Below are 19,503 nucleotides of genomic sequence, written 5' to 3'. Positions count from 1 at the left end.
TCTCCGGCTTTTCATGGCTTGAAGCAACCAATACCACGCATCCTGCATATCGGCTTTTTTGCGGTTCATGAAGCCCGCCTGCGCACGCATCACGGCTGAAGCGGGTCATCTCGACGGGACGTGCAGGCGAAGCTTGCATTCAGAGGCCGAGCGCTGCCTTGCGTCCGTCATGGATGGCGAATGCCACCTGCCTGGAAGCGGTACAATCACCGATCGAAGTGTGGGCAATCTTGCGCCTTTCGAGTTCAATGGAAAGCATGTTGGCGGCCATATTCGTCGTGGCGAAGACCAGCGCATCGGCTTCGATCTCCTGCTCGGTTTCATCGAGCAGCGAAGCGACCCTGGCCATCCTGCCATCCCAGTGAACGACGGCGCTCTCGGTCACAAACCGCACCTTCAGCTTGGCGAGCGCCCGCCGCAGCGGCGCGTCGACGGCCATTCGCTGAAGCTCTTTGCCAACCAGGGCGTCCGGTGTCACAAGCGTCACATTGTGACCGTCCTCGGCGAGTTTCCAGGCGGTGCCGCAGCCTTTCCAATTGCCGCCATCGTCCAGCAACAGAACATTTTTTCCCGGCCTCGCCTCACGGGCCATCACCGCTTCGGCCGAGAGCGCCGGCCCGCCGCCTGGAATGCTGTCCCACTGTGGCAAGGCGCGCTGGAAAGCGCCGTCTGGCGGCATCGAGCCGGTCGCGACGATGACGTGATCCGCGCCTTCGCGCTCGACATCGTCGGCTTCGACATACTGCCCGTAGCGGATGTCGACCTGAAGCTGGCCGAGCTGGCGCTCGTACCAGTCGATCAGATCCAGAATCTGGGCACGGCGCGGCTGCAGTCCCGCAAGACGGAACTGCCCCCCAAGGCGGTCGGATGCCTCGGCCAGTGTCACCCGGTGTCCGCGCTCGGCCGCGGCGCGCGCCACTTCGAGCCCGGCCGGGCCGCCGCCGACGACCAGCACGCGCTTCGGCTGGGCGGCCGGAGCGAAGCGATCTCCGCCCCACTCCCATTCCCGCCCCGCGGATGGATTGATGACGCAGCTGATCCAGTAATCACGGCTGCGCCGGCCCCAGCACATCTGGTTGCACGACAGGCAGCCGCGAATGTCCTGCGGCCGTCCGGCGGCGGCCTTTGCCGCAAGGTGCGGATCGGCGATCTGCCCGCGCACGATGGAAACGAGATCGGCGCGGCCTTCGCTCAACACGCTCTCGGCGTTCTCGGCGGTGCGGATATGGCTCTCGGCGGTGATCAGCGCATGACGCACGGTGGATTTGAGCACGGACGCCAGGTCGGCACCGAGCTTTTCGGGATAAACAAAGGTCGGCATGATCTTGTAGAAGTCGAAGTAGGAACCCGTTCCGCAAGTCACATAGTCGATCAAGGTATCGCGGTCGTGGAGGTCGATTATCTCGGCCAGCGCTTCGCGCTTCAGCGCCACTTCGACTTCCGGCTCATCACTGATCGCAAGACCGATGATGAAATCATCGCCGCATTCCCGGCGAATCCTGGTCATTACCTCACGGCTCATCCGGGTGCGATTTTCAAGGCTGCCGCCCCATCGGTCGTCGCGGCGGTTCGACCAGGGTGTCCAGAACTGGTCCAGCATCGAATGGTACGCCGCCCAGACCTCGACGCCGTCGAAGCCGGCCTCGCGGCAACGGCGCGCCGCCTGGACAAAGCCGTCGATCGTTTCTTCAATCTCGGCTTCGTACATCCGATGCGAACCGTCGGAATCGTGGTAGCTCGGCAGGCCGGAAGGCGACCAACCGGGGTGAAACGAGTTGTCCGCGTCCGCGTGCTGGCCGACGTGGTAGAGCTGCTGGATGGCGACGGCGCCGTTGCCGCGAATTGCCTCCGTCACCTTGCGAAAATGCGGGATGACGCGGTCATCGGACGGGCTGAAGTTGCCACGGGTAAGCACGGCGGCCTGATGCACGGGCATTGGCTCGACCACGATTATGCCGGCGCCGCCGATGGCGCGTTCCGCGTAATAGCCGACATGCCGCGCGGTCGGCAGCCCCTCCACCGCCATGTTGGCGGTATGGGCTCCGAATACGATCCTGTTGCGTAACGTCTTGCCGCGCAGAGTGGCCGACGTGAACAGCCGGTTGAAGACCCGCCCAGACATGCACCGCTCCTTCAAAGCTTTGGCGGCGGCACCCAGGCGCCAGCGCTCGCAACCAAAGTCGATTCTTGCCGGAAAGCCGGCACCTCGGGGGTGCCGGCTTTGCCGCGATCCTTGAAGCTAGGCGTCCAGCCAGACGTTCTGGAGATCCATTTCGAAGGTCTGGTGGACGCCGTAGTTCTTCACCTTCTTGTTCGTATGGCTGTAGAGCTTCTGCCAGAACGGCTGGATGATGACGCCGGAGTCCTGCAGGATCTGCTCGACATCCTTCATCACCTCCTTGCGCTTGGCGACGTCGATCAGCGAGAGCGCCTGCTTGAGCTTGGCGTCGAAATCGGGATTGGAATAAGCCGATTCATTCCACGCCTCGCCGGTGCGATAGCCCAGCGCCAGCACCTGGACGCCGAGCGGGCGCATGTACCAGATGGTCATCGAATAGGGATATTTCGTCCAGTCATTCCAGAAGGTCGAGCCAGGCAGCACGGTGCGCTTGACCTTGATACCGGCGTCGCGCAGCTGGCCGGCGATCGCATCTCCGGTGTTCTTCTGCCAGTCGTCCTCGATGGTGATCAGCTCGTGCTCGAAGTCGGCTTGGCCGGCGTCCGCCATCAGCTTCTTGGCGCCCGCGGCATCGCGCTCCTTCTTGGGCAGGGCATAATATTCGGGATGGATCGGGCTGACATGGTGGTTCTCGCCGACCGTGCCCCGGCCATTATAGCCGAGTTGCAGCACCGCGTTGTTGTCGACCGCCATCTGCAGGGCATTGCGAACGCGCTGGTCGTCATAAGGCTTGTGCGTGATGTTGGTGCGGGCAACCAGCGTGGTGGCGGTCGCCACCTCTGATTTCTGCAGCCCCATCTTGTCGAGTATGTCGATGAAGTCGGCGGGCGACTCGAAGTTGAGGTCGATTTCACCGGAATCGAATGCATTGACCGTGGCGTTGAAGTCGGTGCCGTAATCGATGAACTCGACGCTGTCGAGCGGGGCTTCGCCACCCCACCACTTGCCGTTCTCGCGGCGCTTGACCACCGCCTTCTGGCCGACGTCGTAAGAGACCAGCTCGAACGCTCCCGTGCCGATCGGCTTCTTGATCGGATCGGCGCCATCGGCATCGAAATTCCGGTGCACGATAAGGGCGGGGTAATCGGTGAAGTTCGGAATGAGCGAAATGTCGGGCTCGCTGAGCTTCAGCTTGACCGTATTGTCGTCGACCTTGGTGATGGCACCGTCCCTGGCCTTGCCGGTCTTGGCATCGATCAGCGCACCGACGCGCGCCGCCATCGAGTTGCCGGCGACGCCCTTCTCGCACCAGCGCGTCACATTGTGCACCACGTCATCGGCGTTGAAGGCATCGCCATTGTTCCAGGTGACGCCCTTGCGCACATGCAGCGTGTATTCGGTGGCGTCGTCGTTGATGTCCCAGCTTTCGAGCAGCACCGGCTCGAAGGTGAATTGTCTGGTGTAGCGAACCAACGGCTCCAGCCAGCTGCGCGAGATGTTGGCCAGTTCCACCCAGTCGTAAGTGCGCGGATCCTTCTGCGCCTTCACCGCCATCGAGACGTGCAGCGTCCCGCCCTTCTTCGGCTCCTCGGCCAGAGCTTGCGTCGGCGCGGCGAGGCCGATCATGCCATAGGCAAACGCCGTCGATGCACCAAGCGCGCTGGCCAGCGCCAGGAACTCGCGCCGGTCCATGCGGCCCGCCCGCGCCTCCGTTGCCATCGCTTCGATGGCCTGCGGCACACGATCGCCATTACTTTTGAAAACCGTCATGTCACTCTCCCCTTGTTGTTCCCGTCAGGTCTTTGTCTGTTGTTTTTCAACTAACGCTGTCGGGCAATTTTTCCTCGCGCCGCGCGATCAGATCCTTGAGGCCGTCGGCGATGCCTTCGTCGAGTTTCGGCTCCTCATAATCGGCGAGCATGTTGCGCGCCTTCTCGCGGCCGCGCGTATCGTGGTCCTTCGCCCCTTCCGCCTTCCATTGTTCGTAGGAGTTGAAATCCATGATGCTCGGCATGAAGAAAGCCTTCTCGAAATGCTCGAGCGTGTGCTGGGTACCGAGGAAATGGCCTTGCGGCCCGACCTCGCGGATCGCCGCCATCGCCTCCTTGAAATCGTCGAAAGGCAGGCCGCCCGCGTATTTGTACCAGCCGACGAGCTGTTCGCAGTCGGTGGCGAATTTCGAGTAACCACAGGTGAGACCTGCTTCCAGCCAGCCGGCCGAATGCCAGATGTAGTTGGCGCCGGCAAGGATGGCGGCATGCATCAGCATGTTCGCCTCGTAGCCGGCCTGGGCATCGTTGAGCTTCGAGCCGACATGGAAGCCTGACGTGCGCCAGGGCAGTTTGTATTTCCGCGCCAGCGCACCCATCAGATACATCATCTGGGCGGCCTCCGGCGTGCCGCCCATCGGAGCGCCGGTCTTCATGTCGACCGTGACCATGAACTGGCCGTAGATCTGGGGTGAACCCGGGCGGATGAGCTGGGTGAAGGCCACCCCGGCAAGCGCCTCGGCGTTGACCTGCGCAACCGCGCCGACGGCCGACGCCGAGGTCGAGGCGCCGCAGAGCGCGAAGGGCGCCAGGATCAGCGGCTGATTGTGGCGCGCATACACCCTCATGGCGTCCAGCATGGTGGCGTCCCAGACCAGCGGCGAATTGCAGTTGGTGATTGCAACCAGCACCGGATTGTCGCGGACGAATTCCTCGCCGAACACGATGCCGGCCATCGCCATCGTATCTTCCGCCCGCTCCTTGGACGTCACAATGCCCATGAACGGTTTGTCGGAATATTTCAGCGCCGAATGGATGATGTGCAGGTGCCGCTTGGGCACGGCAATTTCCATTGGCTCGCAGATGATCGAACTCGACGAGTGCAGCGCCGGCGCCATGTAGGCGAGCTTGTGGAAATTGTTCAGGTCGGCAAGCGTGCCGTAGCGCCTGTTATTGTCGAGGTCGCGCACATAGGGCGCGCCATACATCGGCACGAAGATCGAGTTCTTGCCGCCGACGCGCACCGTGCGCTGGGGATTGCGCGCGTTGAGCGTGAACTCGGAGGGAACCTTGGAGACGAGTTCCATCAGCAGCGCGCGATCGATGCGGACCCGCGTTTCCCGGACATCGGCACCGGCCGCCTTCCACAAGGCGATGGCCTCGTCGTCGCGGAATTCGCAGCCGACCTCTTCCAGGATCGAAAGCGACTCCTCGTGGATCAGTTCCACCGCCTCATCCGGAACCATCTGGTACACCGGGATCTGACGAACCAGGGTTGGGAACGAGGCGATTGGTGCCCCCCGAAGCGCCTTGCGCCCGAGACGGCCACCGCCACGGCGATGGGTCGGTTCGGTCAATTCAGCGGCGGGTGCGTTCATGAGACCTCCTGGCGTCCGTTCCAGCCAAGTTAGCGAGGCGAAACATGGCTGTGACGCTGGAAAATCCTGATCTCTTGTATAAGCTGTGCTTATGCGAAGCCTGCGCCACCTCCTGCCGTCCGCCGGCAGCCTGATCGTCTTCGAGGCGGCGGGCCGGCTGTCGAGCTTCACCGCCGCCGGGCGGGAGCTTGGCATGACGCAGGCGGCCGTCTCCTATGCGGTGCGCGGGCTGGAAGAACAGCTCGGCGCCAAGCTGTTCCAGCGCCGCCACCGGCAAGTCAGCCTGACGGAAGCCGGCGAGCGGTTCCATGCCGACGTCTCGCTGGGCTTGTCGCATATCCGCAAATCCGCCGAGGATCTGCGCCTGCAGGCGACCGGTGGCCATGTGACGCTTGCCGCCTCGACCGCTTTTGGCTCCTTCTGGATGATGCCGCGCCTGCAGCAGTTCCGCGACGAATTGCCGGGCATCGACCTGCGCATCCAGACCGCCGACCGTGATCTCGACATCATCGCCGAAGGTATCCCGCTGGCGGTGCGCGGCGGCGAGCCCAGGGAATGGCCGGACTACCACTCGCTGCCGCTCGCCGATGAGGAGATCTTCCCCGTCGCCGGAACCAGCTACTTGGCCAAGTTCGGCATGCCGGGAACCGTCGAGGAACTGGCCACGCACCGTCTCATTCACCTCGAGGAGCCGTATCGTGAAGCGGCAAGCTGGGACGAATGGTTTCAGTCGGCCGGCGGCAGCCTCAGCAATACCGCGCGAGGCCTGCGCATCAATGATTATGGCCTGGTGATCCAGGGGGTCATGGAGGGGCAAGGCATTGCGCTGGGCTGGCGGCACCTTGCCGAGCGGCTGCTGGCGACGGGCCTGCTGGTACCGGTGACAAACCACGTGCTCAAGACCGGCAAGGCCTTCTATGTCGTGTGGCCGAAGAACCGCGAGCTCTCGGACAATGCCCGCAAGGTAAGAGACTGGCTGGTCGCGCAGGCGTAAAGTAGCCTCGCACGCACCGACCGAATCCGTGTAAGATCTGATCATGCCCATCCGACAGCTTTCCGAAACGATGATCAACCAGATCGCCGCCGGCGAAGTCATCGAGCGTCCGGCGAGCGTGGTCAAGGAACTGGTCGAGAACGCGCTCGACGCCGGTGCGAGCAAGGTAGAGGTCGTCACGTCGGGCGGCGGGCTGAACCTTATCCGCGTCACCGACGACGGCTCCGGCATTCCGGAGCAGGAGTTGGCGCTGGCGATCGCGCGTCACTGCACGTCCAAGCTTGCCGAGGACATCCACGACATCCGCTCGCTTGGTTTTCGCGGCGAGGCGTTGCCGTCGATCGGCTCGGTGTCGCGGCTGTCGATCCGCTCGCGCACGGCTTCGGGCGACAGCGCCGCCGAGATCGGTATCGAGGGCGGCCGCGTCCTGCCCATCAGGCCGGCTGCAGCCAATCGCGGCACCACCGTCGAGGTGCGCGACCTGTTCTTCGCCACGCCGGCACGGCTGAAATTCATGAAAGGCGAACGCGCCGAAAGCTCGGCCATCAGCGACGTGGTCAAGCGCATCGCCATCGCCTTCCCCACAGTGCGTTTCACCCTGGCCGGGTCCGACCGCACGACGCTGGAACTGCCGGCGACCGAGGACAGCGCGGAAGGCAGCCTGCGCCGGATCGCGCAGGTGATGGGCGCCGACTTTCCCGACAATTCCATTGCAATCGACGCGATGCGCGAAGGCGTGCATCTGACCGGCCATGTGTCGATCCCGTCCTTCACCCGCGCCAACGCGCTGCAGCAATACGCCTATATCAATGGCAGGCCGGTGCGCGACAAGCTGATCGCCGGCGCCATTCGCGGCGCCTTCGCCGATGTCCTGCCGCGCGACCGCCACGCCGTGACCGTGCTGTTCCTTTCGCTCGATCCGGCCATCGTCGACGTCAACGTCCATCCGGCCAAAGCCGATGTCCGCTTCCGTGATCCGGGCCTCGTGCGCGGCCTGATCGTCGGCGCGATCCGGCAGGCGTTGGCCGATGCCGGCATCCGCTCCGCCACCACGGGTGCCGCAGGCATGATGGCTGCGTTCCGTCCGGGCGCCGCACCGTATGACCACGGCGGCCCGACAAATGGCCATCGCAGCTACGAAGCAGCTTTCCGCGCGTCCGGCCCCGCGGGTTTCGATCCTTCGCGCTCACCGCAGCGGCCGCTCGATATGCAATTCGCAGGAGCAGCTTTTGAACGCGGCAACGCAAGAACCGGCGGCTTCGGTGAACCCGACCAGGGGGCATTCGATGCCGGCCCGCTCGCCAGCGCCGATGCGCGCGCCGGGCAGAATGAGGCAACCGAGACGCTGCTCGGCGCGGTGCTGGGTGCCGCGCGCGCCCAGGTGCACGAGAACTACATCGTCGCCCAGACCAGGGATTCGCTCGTCATCGTCGACCAGCACGCGGCGCATGAGCGGCTGGTCTATGAAGCGCTGAAGAACGCCCTCCACTCGCGGCCAGTGCCCTCGCAGATGCTGCTTCTGCCCGAGATCATCGACTTGCCGGAAGAGGACGCCGAGAGGCTCGCCATGCATTCCGAAACGCTCGCCCGCTTCGGCCTCGGCATCGAGCGTTTCGGCCCGGGCGCGGTTGCCGTGCGCGAGACGCCGTCGATGCTGGGCGAGACCAATGTCCAGCAATTGGTGCGCGACCTCGCCGACGAGATCGCCGACAACGACACGGTCGAGACGCTCAAAGGTCGGCTGGACAAGATCGCGGCGACCATGGCCTGCCACGGCTCCGTGCGCTCCGGCCGGCTGCTCAAGGCCGAGGAGATGAACGCGCTGCTGCGCCAGATGGAGGCGACGCCGGGCTCAGGCACCTGCAATCATGGCCGCCCCACCTATATCGAGCTGAAGCTGGCGGATATCGAAAGGCTGTTCGGGCGGCGGTGAACCGGCCCCAACGGGCCAGCTCTCATTTCCTCTGCTGATATTTCCTTGTCCGTGAATTGAAGACGTAATCGACCGCGGTTCCGGCGCCGCCGCCTTGAAAATTCACGGAAATGATGTCCTTGCCTTGTTCCACCCATTTCTGGACGTTCATGTAGATGGTCGTCATCAGCATACCGGCACTGCAAACGTCGTCATCGGCGAAGGTAATTTCCTGGACAACCTTGCGGCTGCTCTTTTTGATGACCTGCACTTTTTCCATGCAAAGGCCGGCGCTGGTATTCGTGTAGATTCCCGAAAACCTGTCGGTGGCTGTCTGCGCCCAAAAGGGAATCGCGACAGTGCCGTCGATCTTTGCCTCGCCGGTGTCATCCAGGCTCGCTATTTTCTTGAGGGTGACGGGATATCGGTCCGTGCCTTTGCTCCAGCTTCCTGTCACAGCGTTTCCCTTGAGATCGAGGGAGAATGGGCACCTTGCAGCGTTGATGGGGGGACTCTGATAAAATTCCTCGTCGTTTGAAAACTCGCAAAGCACGAACCTGGTGCCGCTGACCGTGCCATACAGCGCAATCGGGATTTGCTTCGCGTCGTAGAAGTAGCTTCCATCGACCTTCGGCGCGCTGCCTAAGCTGTCATATGTCTGGATGGAGAAATGGATAGGAGATGCCCCGAGGAAACCCTCGTAGTTTTCCACGTGGTACCAACCCGCAACGGCTTTTGCGTTGAGCAGCAACAAGCAAACGACCGTTGAGATAAAACGTCTTCCCATCCCAACCCCGCTGCGCTCCGCGACGGCAATCCGCCAAGACTGCGTGACAGTTGCCTTGCGTCGCGGCAGCCGTCAACTGAAATCCGTGGTTCCTGATAAGTCAGGGAAAGATCGCAACCTTTTGAATTAGCGTTTCAAATTCACCACGATAACGCCGCCGAGCGCCAGCGCGCCGCCGAGAATGCCGAGCAGCGTCGGCACCTCGCCCAGCCAGAAGAAGCCGATCAGTGCCGACATCGGCGACACCAGGTACAAGAAGTTCGAGGCACGCGCCGCCGGCAGACGCGACAGCGCAGTCGCCCAGGCCGCATAAGCGATCAGGCTCGGCACGATGCCGAGATAGATGACGGCGCCGAGGCCGGCGGTGTTCGCGACCGCGGCCTGCTGCAGAGCAGCGGGCAGGAAGGGCGCCAGGCAGAGCGCGCCGAGCACCATGTTGGACGCCGCGATGGTCAGCGGATTGTGGCGGGCAAACAGCGGCTTCTGGACGATGGTGTTGACGGCCGAGCAGAGTGCCGAGCCAAGCACCAGCAGCGCGCCGGCATTGAAATGAAGGCCATGCCCGTCGGCGATGGCGATGATGCCGATGCCGGCGAAGGAAATGACGGTACCGATCCAGGCCAGGCCGGAGAAGCGCTCGCCAAGCAGCGCCATCGCCATGATGGCGGTGAAGATGGGGCTGACATTGATGATGAAGCCGGCTGCTCCGGCAGAGACGGTCAACTCGCCGAAATTGAGCATCGCCGTGTAGAGCGCGACGAAAATGGCGCCGCCGAAGGCGAAGCGCCAGAAATCGCCGATCCTGGGCAGCGCCGGACGCTTGACGGCAAGGAAGATGGCAGCCGGCACGGCGGCTATGGCAAAGCGTAGGGCGCCAAGCTCCAACGGCTGGAAAGCGGCGAGCCCGGCCCGGATCGCCGGGAAGGCAGAGGCCCAGCCGATCACTGTCAGTGCCACGGCGATGGCGGCCGTGGTGTCCATCCGCTGTGTCGAATTCAACGTGCCTGTGGTTGCGCTCATCTCACTGCCCTCGGATTCTTCGGTCTCGGCAGCAGAAAACGCCCTTTCAGGTCAATTGACAAACGACCAAATCAAGGGTCACCTGTGAGCATGGATCACAGCTCGAACAGTATGCTGCCGCTGGAGACATTGCGCGCCTTCGACGCGGCGGCCCGGACGGGAAGCTTTTCGGCCGCCGCTGAAAAACTCAACCTCACCCATGGCGCCGTCAGCCGGCAGATCGCCAAGCTCGAGGACTGGCTTGGCCTGAAGGTTTTCGAACGCGGCGCGCGCGGCGTGTCGCTGACCAACGAAGGCAATCGCCTGCATCTCAGGACCACCGAAGCCTTCGCGCTGATATCGGTCAATTCGGATCGGTGGGTGGAGCCGCGCGGCACCGCCGTGGTGCGCCTGGCCTCCATTCCATCGGTGAGCGGCTTGTGGCTGATGCCGCGCATGGCAACGCTGGAAAACGACCCTACCCGCCTGCGCATCGTGCTCGACGTCGACAACCGCCAGGCCGATCTCGCCGACGAAGGCATCGATCTGTCGGTCCGCTGCGGTCGCGGCCGCATTCCGGGCCGCGTCTCGGTGCAACTGTTCGAAGAACATCTCTTCCCGATCGCCTCGCCGGGCCTTGCAAGAGAGATCGGCGCTGGCGACCCGGCCCGGTTGCTCAAATTCCCGCTGATCAACGATTCCGACGCTTCGGGCTGGCGCGCCTGGTTCGCCGCGCAGGACATGGATTACCGGCCGCGCCCGCAAGACCGCCGCTTCGAAGACTACAATCTGGTGCTCGATGCCGCAGCCCATGGCCTCGGCATCGCGCTGGCGCGGCCGCCGCTCACCGAGCACCAGATAGAATCGGGGCGCCTCGTCGCCGTCGACGATCGCACCGCGCTCAATCCCGTTTCCTACTGGCTGGATCGTCCGGTCGGCCGACCGCGCGCGGCCGCCGCCGATCTCGCCAGGCGCATTGCCGAACAGGCCGGGCTTGCTGCGGCAAGGCTGGAAGCTTTCCTGCAGGATGACGATTAGGCTGCGACACGTCTCGGAGACAATGCGTGGCGGTCCCCTGTCGGAAATCGCGTGATACCTGCTTAACGGAACAGAAAAAGCACAATCATGGTAGTCGCGGCCGAGACGATGGCCGTCACGATCGATATCGTCCACAGCGACGACGGAGCTGACTCGGATCGTGGAGCATGGCCCGCCGGTCGGATGGAGGCGCCGCGCGGTTGCGGCGCGTTGGCGTTGGCCGCGACCAGCACCGCGGCGGAAGCGACCGCGGGCGAAAATGTGGACGAGGCCGAGGCCGGCGCCAGTTTGGGTGTGCTGTCGGTGACCGTTATCTGCGGCGGGGCGAAGCCGCGCGAAGCCTGATCGGTGTCCGTCCCTGTCCCACCCGTCGAGGCTCGTGGCGGCGCATGGTGGGTGGCGGCGTCAAGTTCCATGACGGCCCGGTAAGCATCCTCGATCTCGGAGGATGACAGGCGTTGCGACGTCTGAGCGGCCGGTCGCGGCAGCGAGCCTTGCAGCGCCTGGGCGGCGAACTGCGCCGATTGCACCATCGCGGGCGCCGGCGGCTGGACGAGCGCCTTGACCAGCGCCGCGGTCGCCGGGTCGGCCTTGAGGGAAGGCACCGGCTGGGGCGTGAGTGCTTCTTTCAGCAAAGACGGCATGCTTGCATTGGCGATGTCCATGACGCTTCCTGACAACCATTGTGCCGAAGGGCAATATTACATGAGCATTGCGCCAAGCTTGACCTTGCCCACGATTTATGGCGATTGAATCCCAATGAACTCAAGTACCACCGCATGATGAACCGTTTCGAAGGCCCGGGCGGCAAGGAAGCCCGCATCCGCTACCTCGATGGCGATTTCCAGGTCACCAGCCCCGGCTCGTTCGTGCGCTGCGCCGTGACGGGCGAAAACATCCCACTGGACGAGCTGAAATACTGGAGCGTTGCCAGGCAGGAGCCCTACGTGAACGCGAGCGCATCGCTGCGCCGCGAAATCGAGGTGCATCCGGAACTGCGCAAGCGGGGTTAGCCTCTCAGCTTACGCTGGCGCCAGGCATCGAGCGTTTCCTCGATGATGCGCTCGGGAACGTGATCAAGCTCGAAAATCGTGTCGATTTCCAGCACGTCGAGACGGTCGAGAAAATCCTGCGGGGCGCCATGGCGCAACCGGGCGGCGTCCTTGGCGGTGGTGATCAGGCCAAGGCCTTCGGCCCGCGCCGTCGCGGCCAGTTCGGCGAGCTCGTCCTCGGCGTAGAAGTGATGGTCCGGAAAGGGCCTGGACAGGATCACTTCGCCGCCGGCCTCGCGCACCGTGTCGAAAAACTTTTCGGGATGACCGATGCCGGCAAAGGCCAGAAAGCGCTTTCCGGCAAGCCCCGCCTCGCTGCTCGGCTCCGTGTGGGCCTCGAAGATCGGCCGGCCGGCACGCGCTGCCCGGCGGACCACGGCATCGGCGGCGGTGCCCTCGCCCATCTTCAGCAGCCCGCTGGTGAAGACCAGCTGGTCGACGATTTTGGCCCTGAGCGGACCGCCCGGGATGACGCGGCCATTGCCGATCCCATAACGGGCATCGACCACGACCAGCGCATAATCGATGTGAATGCGCGCGCTCTGGAAGCCGTCGTCCATGATCAGGAAATCACAGCTGTGCTTTTCCAGCAGCAGCCGGGCGCCGGCGGCACGGTTCGGCGTCACTGCAACCGGGGCATGTTCAGCCAACAGAAGCGGCTCGTCGCCGACGTGCTTGGCGCTGTCATGACTGATATCGACGACATGCGGTTCGGCGAAGGAACCGCCATGGCCGCGCGACAGGAAACCGGGCTTCAGCCGCATGCGCTTGGCCTGTTGGGCGAGCGCGATCGCCACCGGCGTCTTGCCGGTGCCGCCAACGGTAAAATTGCCGACGCACAGAACCGGCGCCTGGATCTTCTCGCGTCGGGCCCGCCGCATGCCGCGACCGGCGACCAGCGCATAGACAGCCGACAGCGGCGATAGCGCCAAGACTTTCCAGTCCGGCTCTTCCCACCAGAATGGTGGTGCTTCCGAGGCCACGCTAACGCCCGTTCGCGCCCTTCAGGCGCGCCTTGACCACCAGCGGCTGGATATAGGGTTCGAGCGATTTGAGTGTGCGTGCCAGTGCGCCGCGCATCTCATCGACAGTCGCGATTCCCGCCGCCATCATCTCGTGGCGAGCCACTTCGTTAGTCAGGAGGAAATTGACGGCGCCAGCCAGCATGTCGCGGTCGCGCACCAGCTTGGCGCCGCCGCTGTCGAGCAGGCGTTGATAGGCCTCGCGAAAATTCTGCACGTTGCGACCGGCGAGAACCGCCGTGTCGAGCATGGCCGGCTCGAGCGGGTTCTGGCCGCCTTCGGAGGTCAGCGAACGGCCGACGAAAGCGATTTCGGTCAGGCGGAGATAAAGCCCCATTTCGCCGATCGTATCGCCAAGCAGGATATCGGTGTCGGGACCGATACGGTCACCCTTGCTGCGCCGCGCGACCTTCAGTCCCATGCCGGAAATCTGCGCGGCAAGGGCTTCGGCCCGATCGGGATGGCGCGGGACGACGATTGTCAAAAGGCCGTGGTGACGCTTGTGCAGCGTCGCGTGGACTTCCGCGGCGACCACTTCCTCGCCATCATGGGTCGAGATCGCCGCCCAGGTCGGGCGAGCGCCGATCTGCCGCTGCAAAGTGGCAAGCGCCCGTTGGTCGACCGGCGGCGGGTTGGTGTCGACCTTGAGATTGCCCGACACCGTGACCGGCCGGGCGCCGAGCGCTCGAAAACGCTCGCCGTCGACGTCGGACTGGGCAACGACATGGGCCAGATTCTCGAACAACGCCTCGGCGATGTTGGCCCGCTTCTTCCACGAGGTGAACGAGCGATCGGAAAGCCGGCCATTGACCAGCACCTGCGGCACGTGGCGCGCACCGAGTTCGAGGATGGTCATCGGCCAGATCTCGGATTCGGCGATGATCGCCAGATCAGGTTTCCAGTGATCGAGGAAGCGGCTGACCGCCGGCTTCAGATCGAGCGGCACATATTGGTGGATGATGCGGTCGCCGAGCCGCTCGTCCACGACCTGGGCGGAGGTCACCGTGCCGGTCGTCAGCACGATGTTGACGCCATAGTCGAGGATGCTTTCGACCAGCGGCACGACGGCCAAGGTCTCGCCGACGCTCGCGGCATGGATCCAGATCACCGGCCCCTCGGGGCGCGGGCGGCCGGCGACGCCATAGCGCTCGCGCCTTCGGTTGCGGTCTTCCTTGCCGCGCGAGGTGCGCCAGGCGACGTAAGGCCCGACCAGGGGATAGGCGGCTGCGCCGGCAAAACGGTATGCCGACAGCATGGTGCGTGCCCAGCGGCCGCTCACCGCGGACCATCCACGAGACGGTAGGCCTCGGCGGTCGCGGCGTTGAGGGCGGCCGTCACTTCCTGGCGCTTGCGCTCCATTTCGGCATCGTCGGCATCCGCCGCCACAAAGATCGGCGTGCCGATGGTCACGGCGGAGCGGCCGAAGGGCAGGTTGATGGTGGTTTTGTCCCAGCTCTTTTCCAGCACCTTGCGGCGGCTGGTGGCGATGGCGACGGGCAGCAGCGGCCGGCCGGAGAGGCGAGCCAAAAGAACGATACCGAGCCCTGCATCGCGAGGGGTACCGTGGGGAATGTCTGCGATCATGGCGACGTTCTTGCCTGCGGTGAGCGACTTTTTGAGGGCGATGAGGGCCTTGGCCCCGCCCTTGTCGAGATGCCTGGCATTCTCGCGCCCGCCCGAACCGCGCACTGCCTCGATGCCGAATTTCTCCAGCATCAGGGCGTTGAGTTCGGCATCGGCGCTGCGCGACACCATGGCGACCAGCGGCTTGCGCTTGGGGTAATAGGCCGGCGTCAAAAGATGCTGGCCATGCCACAGAGCAATGATCCCCGGCTCGAACTCGGCATAGGCGCCGCCCGCAAAGCGGGCCGATCCGGCGACCAGGGGGCTGGTCAGGCGAACCAGCCGCACGAACTGCGCGAGCAGGCTGGCAATGGCGTTCTTGACGAATCGGGATTGCGCGAGCGGCTCGCGAATCCTGCGCCAGAAGGCCTTGGTCGTGCGGCTGCCGCCCCTGCCCGTGGGCGCGGCCTCGCTGGCTGGCTCTTTCGCCAGATCACGCTCCATCGAAGTCAACCGGCGGCCTTGCTATCGGGATCCAGCAGACGGTGCAGATGAACGACGAAATAACGCATATGGGCATTGTCCACGCTGGCTTGTGCCTTGGCTTTCCACGCGGTGTGCGCGGATTGATAGTCGGGATAGACACCAACGATGTCCAGCGCGTCGAGATCGCGGAACTCGGTGCCGCCAAGCTTCTTGAGTTCGCCGCCGAACACCAGATGCAAAAGCTGTTTCTTTCCGTCTTCCGCGGCCATGTCGGTCCTTCACATATCGTGAGTTTGTCACAGGTCTAGACCAAAGCCGCCGACTTTGGAACCTTCGAAAATGCTTTCAGCCATCCAGCCCGGCGATGACATCGACAAGCACCGCCAGCAGGTCCCCGCTGCCGGCGGCGAGCGCGCCGTGACGGATCACCTCGCCGGCATAGAGCGGCGCCCGGCCATTCGGGTCGAGCAGCTGGCCGCCCGCTTCGCGCAGGATGAGATCGGCGGCGGCAATGTCCCAGTCATGCGCGTTCGGCTTGACGAACGTTGCGTCGAGCGTCCCGTTGGCGATCATCGCCAGGCGGTAGGCGAGCGAGGGGATGTAGGGTGCCCGCTGCAGCCGCTTCTGCCAGCCGGCAGGCACCATGTCGATCAACTGCTTCAACCCTGAAATTTCAGCCTTGTCCTCAGGCTTGCGTACCGCGATGCGCTTGTCGTTGCGGAAGGCGCCCTGGCCGGGTAGCGCCCAGTAAGTCTCATCCATCGCCGGACATTCGAGCACGCCGGCGAGCGTGCGGCCAAGCTCAACGACGGCAACGCTGACGCACCAAGTGGGCTGGCCTTCGAGGAAGCCGCGCGTCCCGTCGATCGGGTCGACAACGAAGGTGCGGCGCGCCGAAAGCCGTGCCGGATCGTCGGTCGTCTCTTCCGACAGCCAGCCATAATCCGGCCGTGCCGCAAGCAGCGTCTGGCGCAGATACGCATCGGCGGCATGATCGGCTTCACTGACCGGCGAGGTACCGCCCTTCATCCAGACCTGCGGATTGTTGCCGAAGTAGCGCATGGCGATAAGACCGGCCTCGCGGGCGGCGTCGCGCAGCAGCGGCAGGTCCTGATCGGCACCGGCAGTGGTCAGGTCATGCTCCGGCAAGGGTCATGCCTTCGATCAGGAGTGTCGGGGCGGCAGTACCGAAATTGCGGTCGAGGTCATTCGCCGGCACCATGTTGAGGAACATCGTCTTCAGGTTCGAGGCGATGGTGACTTCGGCGACCGGATAGGCAAGAGCGCCATTTTCGATCCAGAAGCCGGAGGCGCCGCGGCTGTATTCGCCGGTGAGCATGTCGACGCCCTGGCCAAACACTTCGGTGACGTAGAAGCCGGTCTTGAGCGAGCCGATCAGGTCTTCCGGCGAGCGCTCGCCCGCCTCGATGGCAAGGTTCGTCGACGACGGCGAGACGGAGGAGCCGCCGCGTGCGCCACGACCGTTGGTGACGAGGCCGAGTTCCCGGGCCACCGATGTCGACAGGAACCAGTGGTTGAGGACACCCTTTTCTATCATCAGGAGCTTCTCGCCCTCAATGCCTTCGCCATCGAATGGGCGCGAGGCCTGGCCACGGCGCCGCAACGGGTCGTCGGTGACGGTGATGGCGGCAGCGGCCACCTGCTTGCCCATCATGTCGCGCAGGAACGAGGTCTTGCGGGCGACGGAAGCGCCGTTGATGGCGCCGGCGATATGGCCGGCAATGCCGCGCGCGACGCGCGGGTCGAACACCACGTCGACCGGTCCGGTCGCCGCCTTGCGCGCGCCAAGGCGGCGCACCGCCCGTTCACCGGCCTTGCGGCCGATGTCCTCGGGTGAGTCGAGATCGGCAAAATGCTGGCGCGAGGAGAATTCATAGTCGCGCTCCATGCCGGTGCCCTCGCCGGCGATCACGCTGGCCGAGCGCGCAAAGCGCGAGCCGACATAGTGGCCGAGAAAACCGTGCGAGGTGGCCAGAACCAGCCCGCCAAGCCCGGCGCTGGCATTGCTGCCGGACGAATTGGTCACGCCCTTGACGGCGAGAGCCGCCGCTTCGGCCGCAAGCGCGGCTTCTTTCAACTGGTCGGCCGACACTTCGGTCGCGTCGAACAGGTCCAGATCGCGCGTCTGCCTGGCGAGCAGCGCAGGGTCGGCAAGACCCTGGTAGGGATCCTCGGGAGACACCTTGGCCATGGCGACGGCACGCTCGGCAAGCGCCTTCGGATCGGACGCGGCGGTCGCCGATACGCTGGCCACACGCTGGCCGACGAAGACCCGCAGCGAAACATCGTCGCCCTCGGAAGCCTCGGTGTTTTCGACCTTGCCAAGCCGCACCGAGACGCCGGTCGAGCGGCCACGCACCGCGACGGCGTCCGCGGCATCGGCGCCGGCGCGTTTAGCGGCCTCGACCAGGGCCGCGACGCGGTCCGTCAATTTCGCGGCGTCCAGCTTGTCGGCCATGCACTTGATCCTGTTTCTTCAGCCTGTCCGGAAGGCAGGTGCTGCCGCACCATCTATTGTTCCAATGCCGCTTGTGCAATGGCAGAAGGGCAATCAGGATGTCGCGACCAACCGCCATCGAAGCGCCCGCAAAGAGCGGACGGCGCGGTTTTTGCCTATCTGGAGCCTTCGCCATGACGCCTTTCCATCTTGCCTTTCCGGTTCGTGATCTCGATGAAACCCGAACTTTCTATGGCGAGGTGCTGGGGTGCGCGATCGGCCGCTCGTCAGCGACCTGGGTCGATTTCGACCTTTACGGTCACCAGATGTCAGCGCATTTGCGCCCCGCGCAAGCCGCCAGTGACGGCAAGGTCGACGGTATCACCGTGCCGATCCCGCATTTTGGCGCTGTGCTCTTGATGGACGACTGGCAGCGCCTTGCCACTCGGCTGGAAGCGCGCGACGACATAGACTGGCTGGAGCGGCCAATGGTGCGTTTCAAGGGGGAGCCCGGCGAACAGGCGACATTGTTTATCCGCGACCCCTCTGGCAACGCCTTGGAATTCAAGGGCTTTCGCTCGCTCGAGCAGGTTTTCGCGCATTGAAGTCAGAGGGGCAGCAGCCTGTCGCTCAAGATGCCGCGACCGGCGTCCAGATCACGTCCTCGATCTTGTGAGCGCCGGTCGCCAGCATCACCAGCCGGTCGAAGCCGAGCGCAATGCCGCTGGCCTGCGGCATGATGGCAAGGGCGGCGAGAAAATCCTCGTCCAGCGGGTAGCGCTCGCCATAGACGCGCTCTTTCTCGTCCATCTCGATGATGAAGCGCCGGCGCTGCTCGGCCGCGTCGGTCAACTCGCCAAAGCCGTTGGCGAGCTCGACGCCGCAGCAATAGAGCTCGAAACGTTCGGCGACGCGTGGATCTCCGGGGCCCGGCCGGGCGAGTGCCGCCTCGGCGACCGGATATTCGCACAGGATGGTCGCCCGCCCCTGCCCGAGAAGCGGCTCGATCTTTTCCACCATCACGCGGCTGAACAAATCCGCCCAACTGTCGTCGGGCGCGGTGCGCAAGCCGGCCTGGATCAGTGCGGCATGAAGCGCGTCCCGGTCCGTGCCGCCATTGACGGCGACCGTGGCCAGCAGATCGATGCCGGCATGGCGGCTGAAGGCATCCGCCACGGTCAACCGCTCCGGTTCGGCAAACGGATCGCAGTCGCGGCCCCGGAAAGAAAAGCGCGCGGCTCCTGCCCTCGTCGCGGCCAACGCCAGCAGCGCGGCGCAATCGCGCATCAGCCTCTCATAGGTCTCGCCCACCCGGTACCATTCGAGCATGGTGAATTCGGGATGATGCAAGGGGCCGCGCTCACGGTTGCGATAGACCGGACCCAGGCTGAAAATGCGCTGTTCGCCTGCAGCGAGCAGCTTCTTGCAGGCGAATTCCGGCGAGGTGTGGAGATAAAGCGGCGATCGGACGCCATCCGGCCCGACCGCCTCCGTCGCGAAAGCCGCCAGATGCGCCTCGTTGCCGGGCGAGACCTGCAGCGCGGCCGTCTCCACCTCGATGAAGTCGTTGCGGGCGAACCAGTCGCGCAAGGCAGCCGTCAGCCCGTTGCGCAGCATCAGGCGCGGACGGCGGTCGGCATGGACATGCGGCGTCCACCAGGGCGACGCGGCGGTCATGAGCGGATTGAAGGCATGCAGGTTCCCCC

General features: G+C 64.4%; 18 protein-coding genes. 5 read left to right on the top strand and 13 right to left on the bottom strand.

What is annotated here, in order from left to right; translation table 11 throughout:
- Positions 1–139: 139 nt before the first annotated feature.
- From FJ960_RS12570 to FJ960_RS12560, 3 genes are all read right to left on the bottom strand, one after another.
- On the bottom strand, positions 140–2,122 hold the full coding sequence (locus tag FJ960_RS12570) for an FAD-dependent oxidoreductase (protein ID WP_140714236.1): 1,983 nt from the start codon (positions 2,120–2,122) through the stop codon (positions 140–142).
- A 117-nt stretch (positions 2,123–2,239) separates the two neighbouring features.
- Positions 2,240–3,889, bottom strand: a complete 1,650-nt coding sequence (locus FJ960_RS12565) for an ABC transporter substrate-binding protein (protein ID WP_140714234.1) — start codon at positions 3,887–3,889, stop codon at positions 2,240–2,242.
- 46 nt (positions 3,890–3,935) lie between these two features.
- Positions 3,936–5,486, bottom strand: a complete 1,551-nt coding sequence (locus tag FJ960_RS12560; protein WP_140714232.1) for a trimethylamine methyltransferase family protein — start codon at positions 5,484–5,486, stop codon at positions 3,936–3,938.
- 91 nt (positions 5,487–5,577) lie between these two features.
- Between FJ960_RS12560 and FJ960_RS12555 the strand changes: the two genes are divergently transcribed.
- Positions 5,578–6,480 (top strand): LysR substrate-binding domain-containing protein, encoded by a 903-nt coding sequence (locus FJ960_RS12555; RefSeq protein ID WP_140507295.1) that lies wholly within the window; start codon positions 5,578–5,580, stop codon positions 6,478–6,480.
- 43 nt (positions 6,481–6,523) lie between these two features.
- Entirely contained in the window at positions 6,524–8,413 is a 1,890-nt protein-coding gene (gene mutL / locus FJ960_RS12550) for a DNA mismatch repair endonuclease MutL (RefSeq protein ID WP_140714230.1), read from the top strand.
- 22 nt (positions 8,414–8,435) lie between these two features.
- Here mutL and FJ960_RS12545 read toward each other — a convergent pair whose 3' ends face one another.
- Both FJ960_RS12545 and FJ960_RS12540 read right to left on the bottom strand, forming a co-directional pair.
- Positions 8,436–9,146, bottom strand: coding sequence for a hypothetical protein (locus FJ960_RS12545; RefSeq protein WP_140714228.1), 711 nt, complete (start codon positions 9,144–9,146; stop codon positions 8,436–8,438).
- 159 nt (positions 9,147–9,305) lie between these two features.
- Positions 9,306–10,199 carry a DMT family transporter gene (locus FJ960_RS12540; RefSeq protein ID WP_140714226.1) on the bottom strand — a complete coding sequence of 298 codons (894 nt, stop codon included), beginning with the start codon at positions 10,197–10,199 and terminating at the stop codon, positions 9,306–9,308.
- A gap of 90 nt (positions 10,200–10,289) precedes the next feature.
- On the opposite strand from FJ960_RS12540, the gene FJ960_RS12535 reads away from it, so the two are divergent.
- Positions 10,290–11,216, top strand: coding sequence for a LysR substrate-binding domain-containing protein (locus FJ960_RS12535; protein WP_140714223.1), 927 nt, complete (start codon positions 10,290–10,292; stop codon positions 11,214–11,216).
- 62 nt (positions 11,217–11,278) lie between these two features.
- Here FJ960_RS12535 and FJ960_RS12530 read toward each other — a convergent pair whose 3' ends face one another.
- Positions 11,279–11,881, bottom strand: a complete 603-nt coding sequence (locus FJ960_RS12530; protein WP_140714221.1) for a hypothetical protein — start codon at positions 11,879–11,881, stop codon at positions 11,279–11,281.
- 114 nt (positions 11,882–11,995) lie between these two features.
- Here FJ960_RS12530 and FJ960_RS12525 point away from each other — a divergent pair, with 114 nt between their 5' ends.
- Entirely contained in the window at positions 11,996–12,229 is a 234-nt protein-coding gene (locus tag FJ960_RS12525; RefSeq protein WP_027143200.1) for a DUF2093 domain-containing protein, read from the top strand.
- Here the strand turns inward: FJ960_RS12525 and lpxK are convergent.
- From lpxK to FJ960_RS12495, 6 genes are all read right to left on the bottom strand, one after another.
- On the bottom strand, positions 12,226–13,251 hold the full coding sequence (gene lpxK / locus FJ960_RS12520) for a tetraacyldisaccharide 4'-kinase (RefSeq protein ID WP_140507305.1): 1,026 nt from the start codon (positions 13,249–13,251) through the stop codon (positions 12,226–12,228). The two genes, FJ960_RS12525 and lpxK, sit on opposite strands and share 4 nt — an antisense overlap.
- 1 nt (position 13,252) lies before the next feature.
- Positions 13,253–14,569, bottom strand: coding sequence for a lipid IV(A) 3-deoxy-D-manno-octulosonic acid transferase (waaA, locus tag FJ960_RS12515; protein WP_140714219.1), 1,317 nt, complete (start codon positions 14,567–14,569; stop codon positions 13,253–13,255).
- Positions 14,566–15,357 (bottom strand): lysophospholipid acyltransferase family protein, encoded by a 792-nt coding sequence (locus FJ960_RS12510; protein WP_140714217.1) that lies wholly within the window; start codon positions 15,355–15,357, stop codon positions 14,566–14,568. Before FJ960_RS12510 ends, waaA begins: the two co-directional genes overlap by 4 nt.
- Before the next feature lie 5 nt (positions 15,358–15,362).
- Positions 15,363–15,608, bottom strand: a complete 246-nt coding sequence (locus FJ960_RS12505; protein WP_015318348.1) for a DUF4170 domain-containing protein — start codon at positions 15,606–15,608, stop codon at positions 15,363–15,365.
- 76 nt (positions 15,609–15,684) lie between these two features.
- Positions 15,685–16,488 carry a 3'(2'),5'-bisphosphate nucleotidase CysQ gene (locus FJ960_RS12500; RefSeq protein ID WP_140714215.1) on the bottom strand — a complete coding sequence of 268 codons (804 nt, stop codon included), beginning with the start codon at positions 16,486–16,488 and terminating at the stop codon, positions 15,685–15,687.
- Entirely contained in the window at positions 16,475–17,818 is a 1,344-nt protein-coding gene (locus tag FJ960_RS12495; RefSeq protein ID WP_140714213.1) for a TldD/PmbA family protein, read from the bottom strand. Before FJ960_RS12495 ends, FJ960_RS12500 begins: the two co-directional genes overlap by 14 nt.
- A 173-nt stretch (positions 17,819–17,991) precedes the next feature.
- Between FJ960_RS12495 and FJ960_RS12490 the strand changes: the two genes are divergently transcribed.
- On the top strand, positions 17,992–18,402 hold the full coding sequence (locus tag FJ960_RS12490) for a VOC family protein (protein ID WP_140507312.1): 411 nt from the start codon (positions 17,992–17,994) through the stop codon (positions 18,400–18,402).
- Positions 18,403–18,427: 25 nt separating this feature from the next.
- Here the strand turns inward: FJ960_RS12490 and epmA are convergent, their stop codons facing one another.
- Entirely contained in the window at positions 18,428–19,474 is a 1,047-nt protein-coding gene (gene epmA / locus FJ960_RS12485; RefSeq protein WP_140714211.1) for an EF-P lysine aminoacylase EpmA, read from the bottom strand.
- Between the last annotated feature and the right edge of the window lie 29 nt (positions 19,475–19,503).

Source organism: Mesorhizobium sp. B2-3-11, assembly GCF_006442215.1.
Classification (GTDB): Bacteria; Pseudomonadota; Alphaproteobacteria; order Rhizobiales; family Rhizobiaceae; genus Mesorhizobium; species Mesorhizobium salmacidum.
This window is presented reverse-complemented; position numbering and strand designations above follow the sequence as displayed.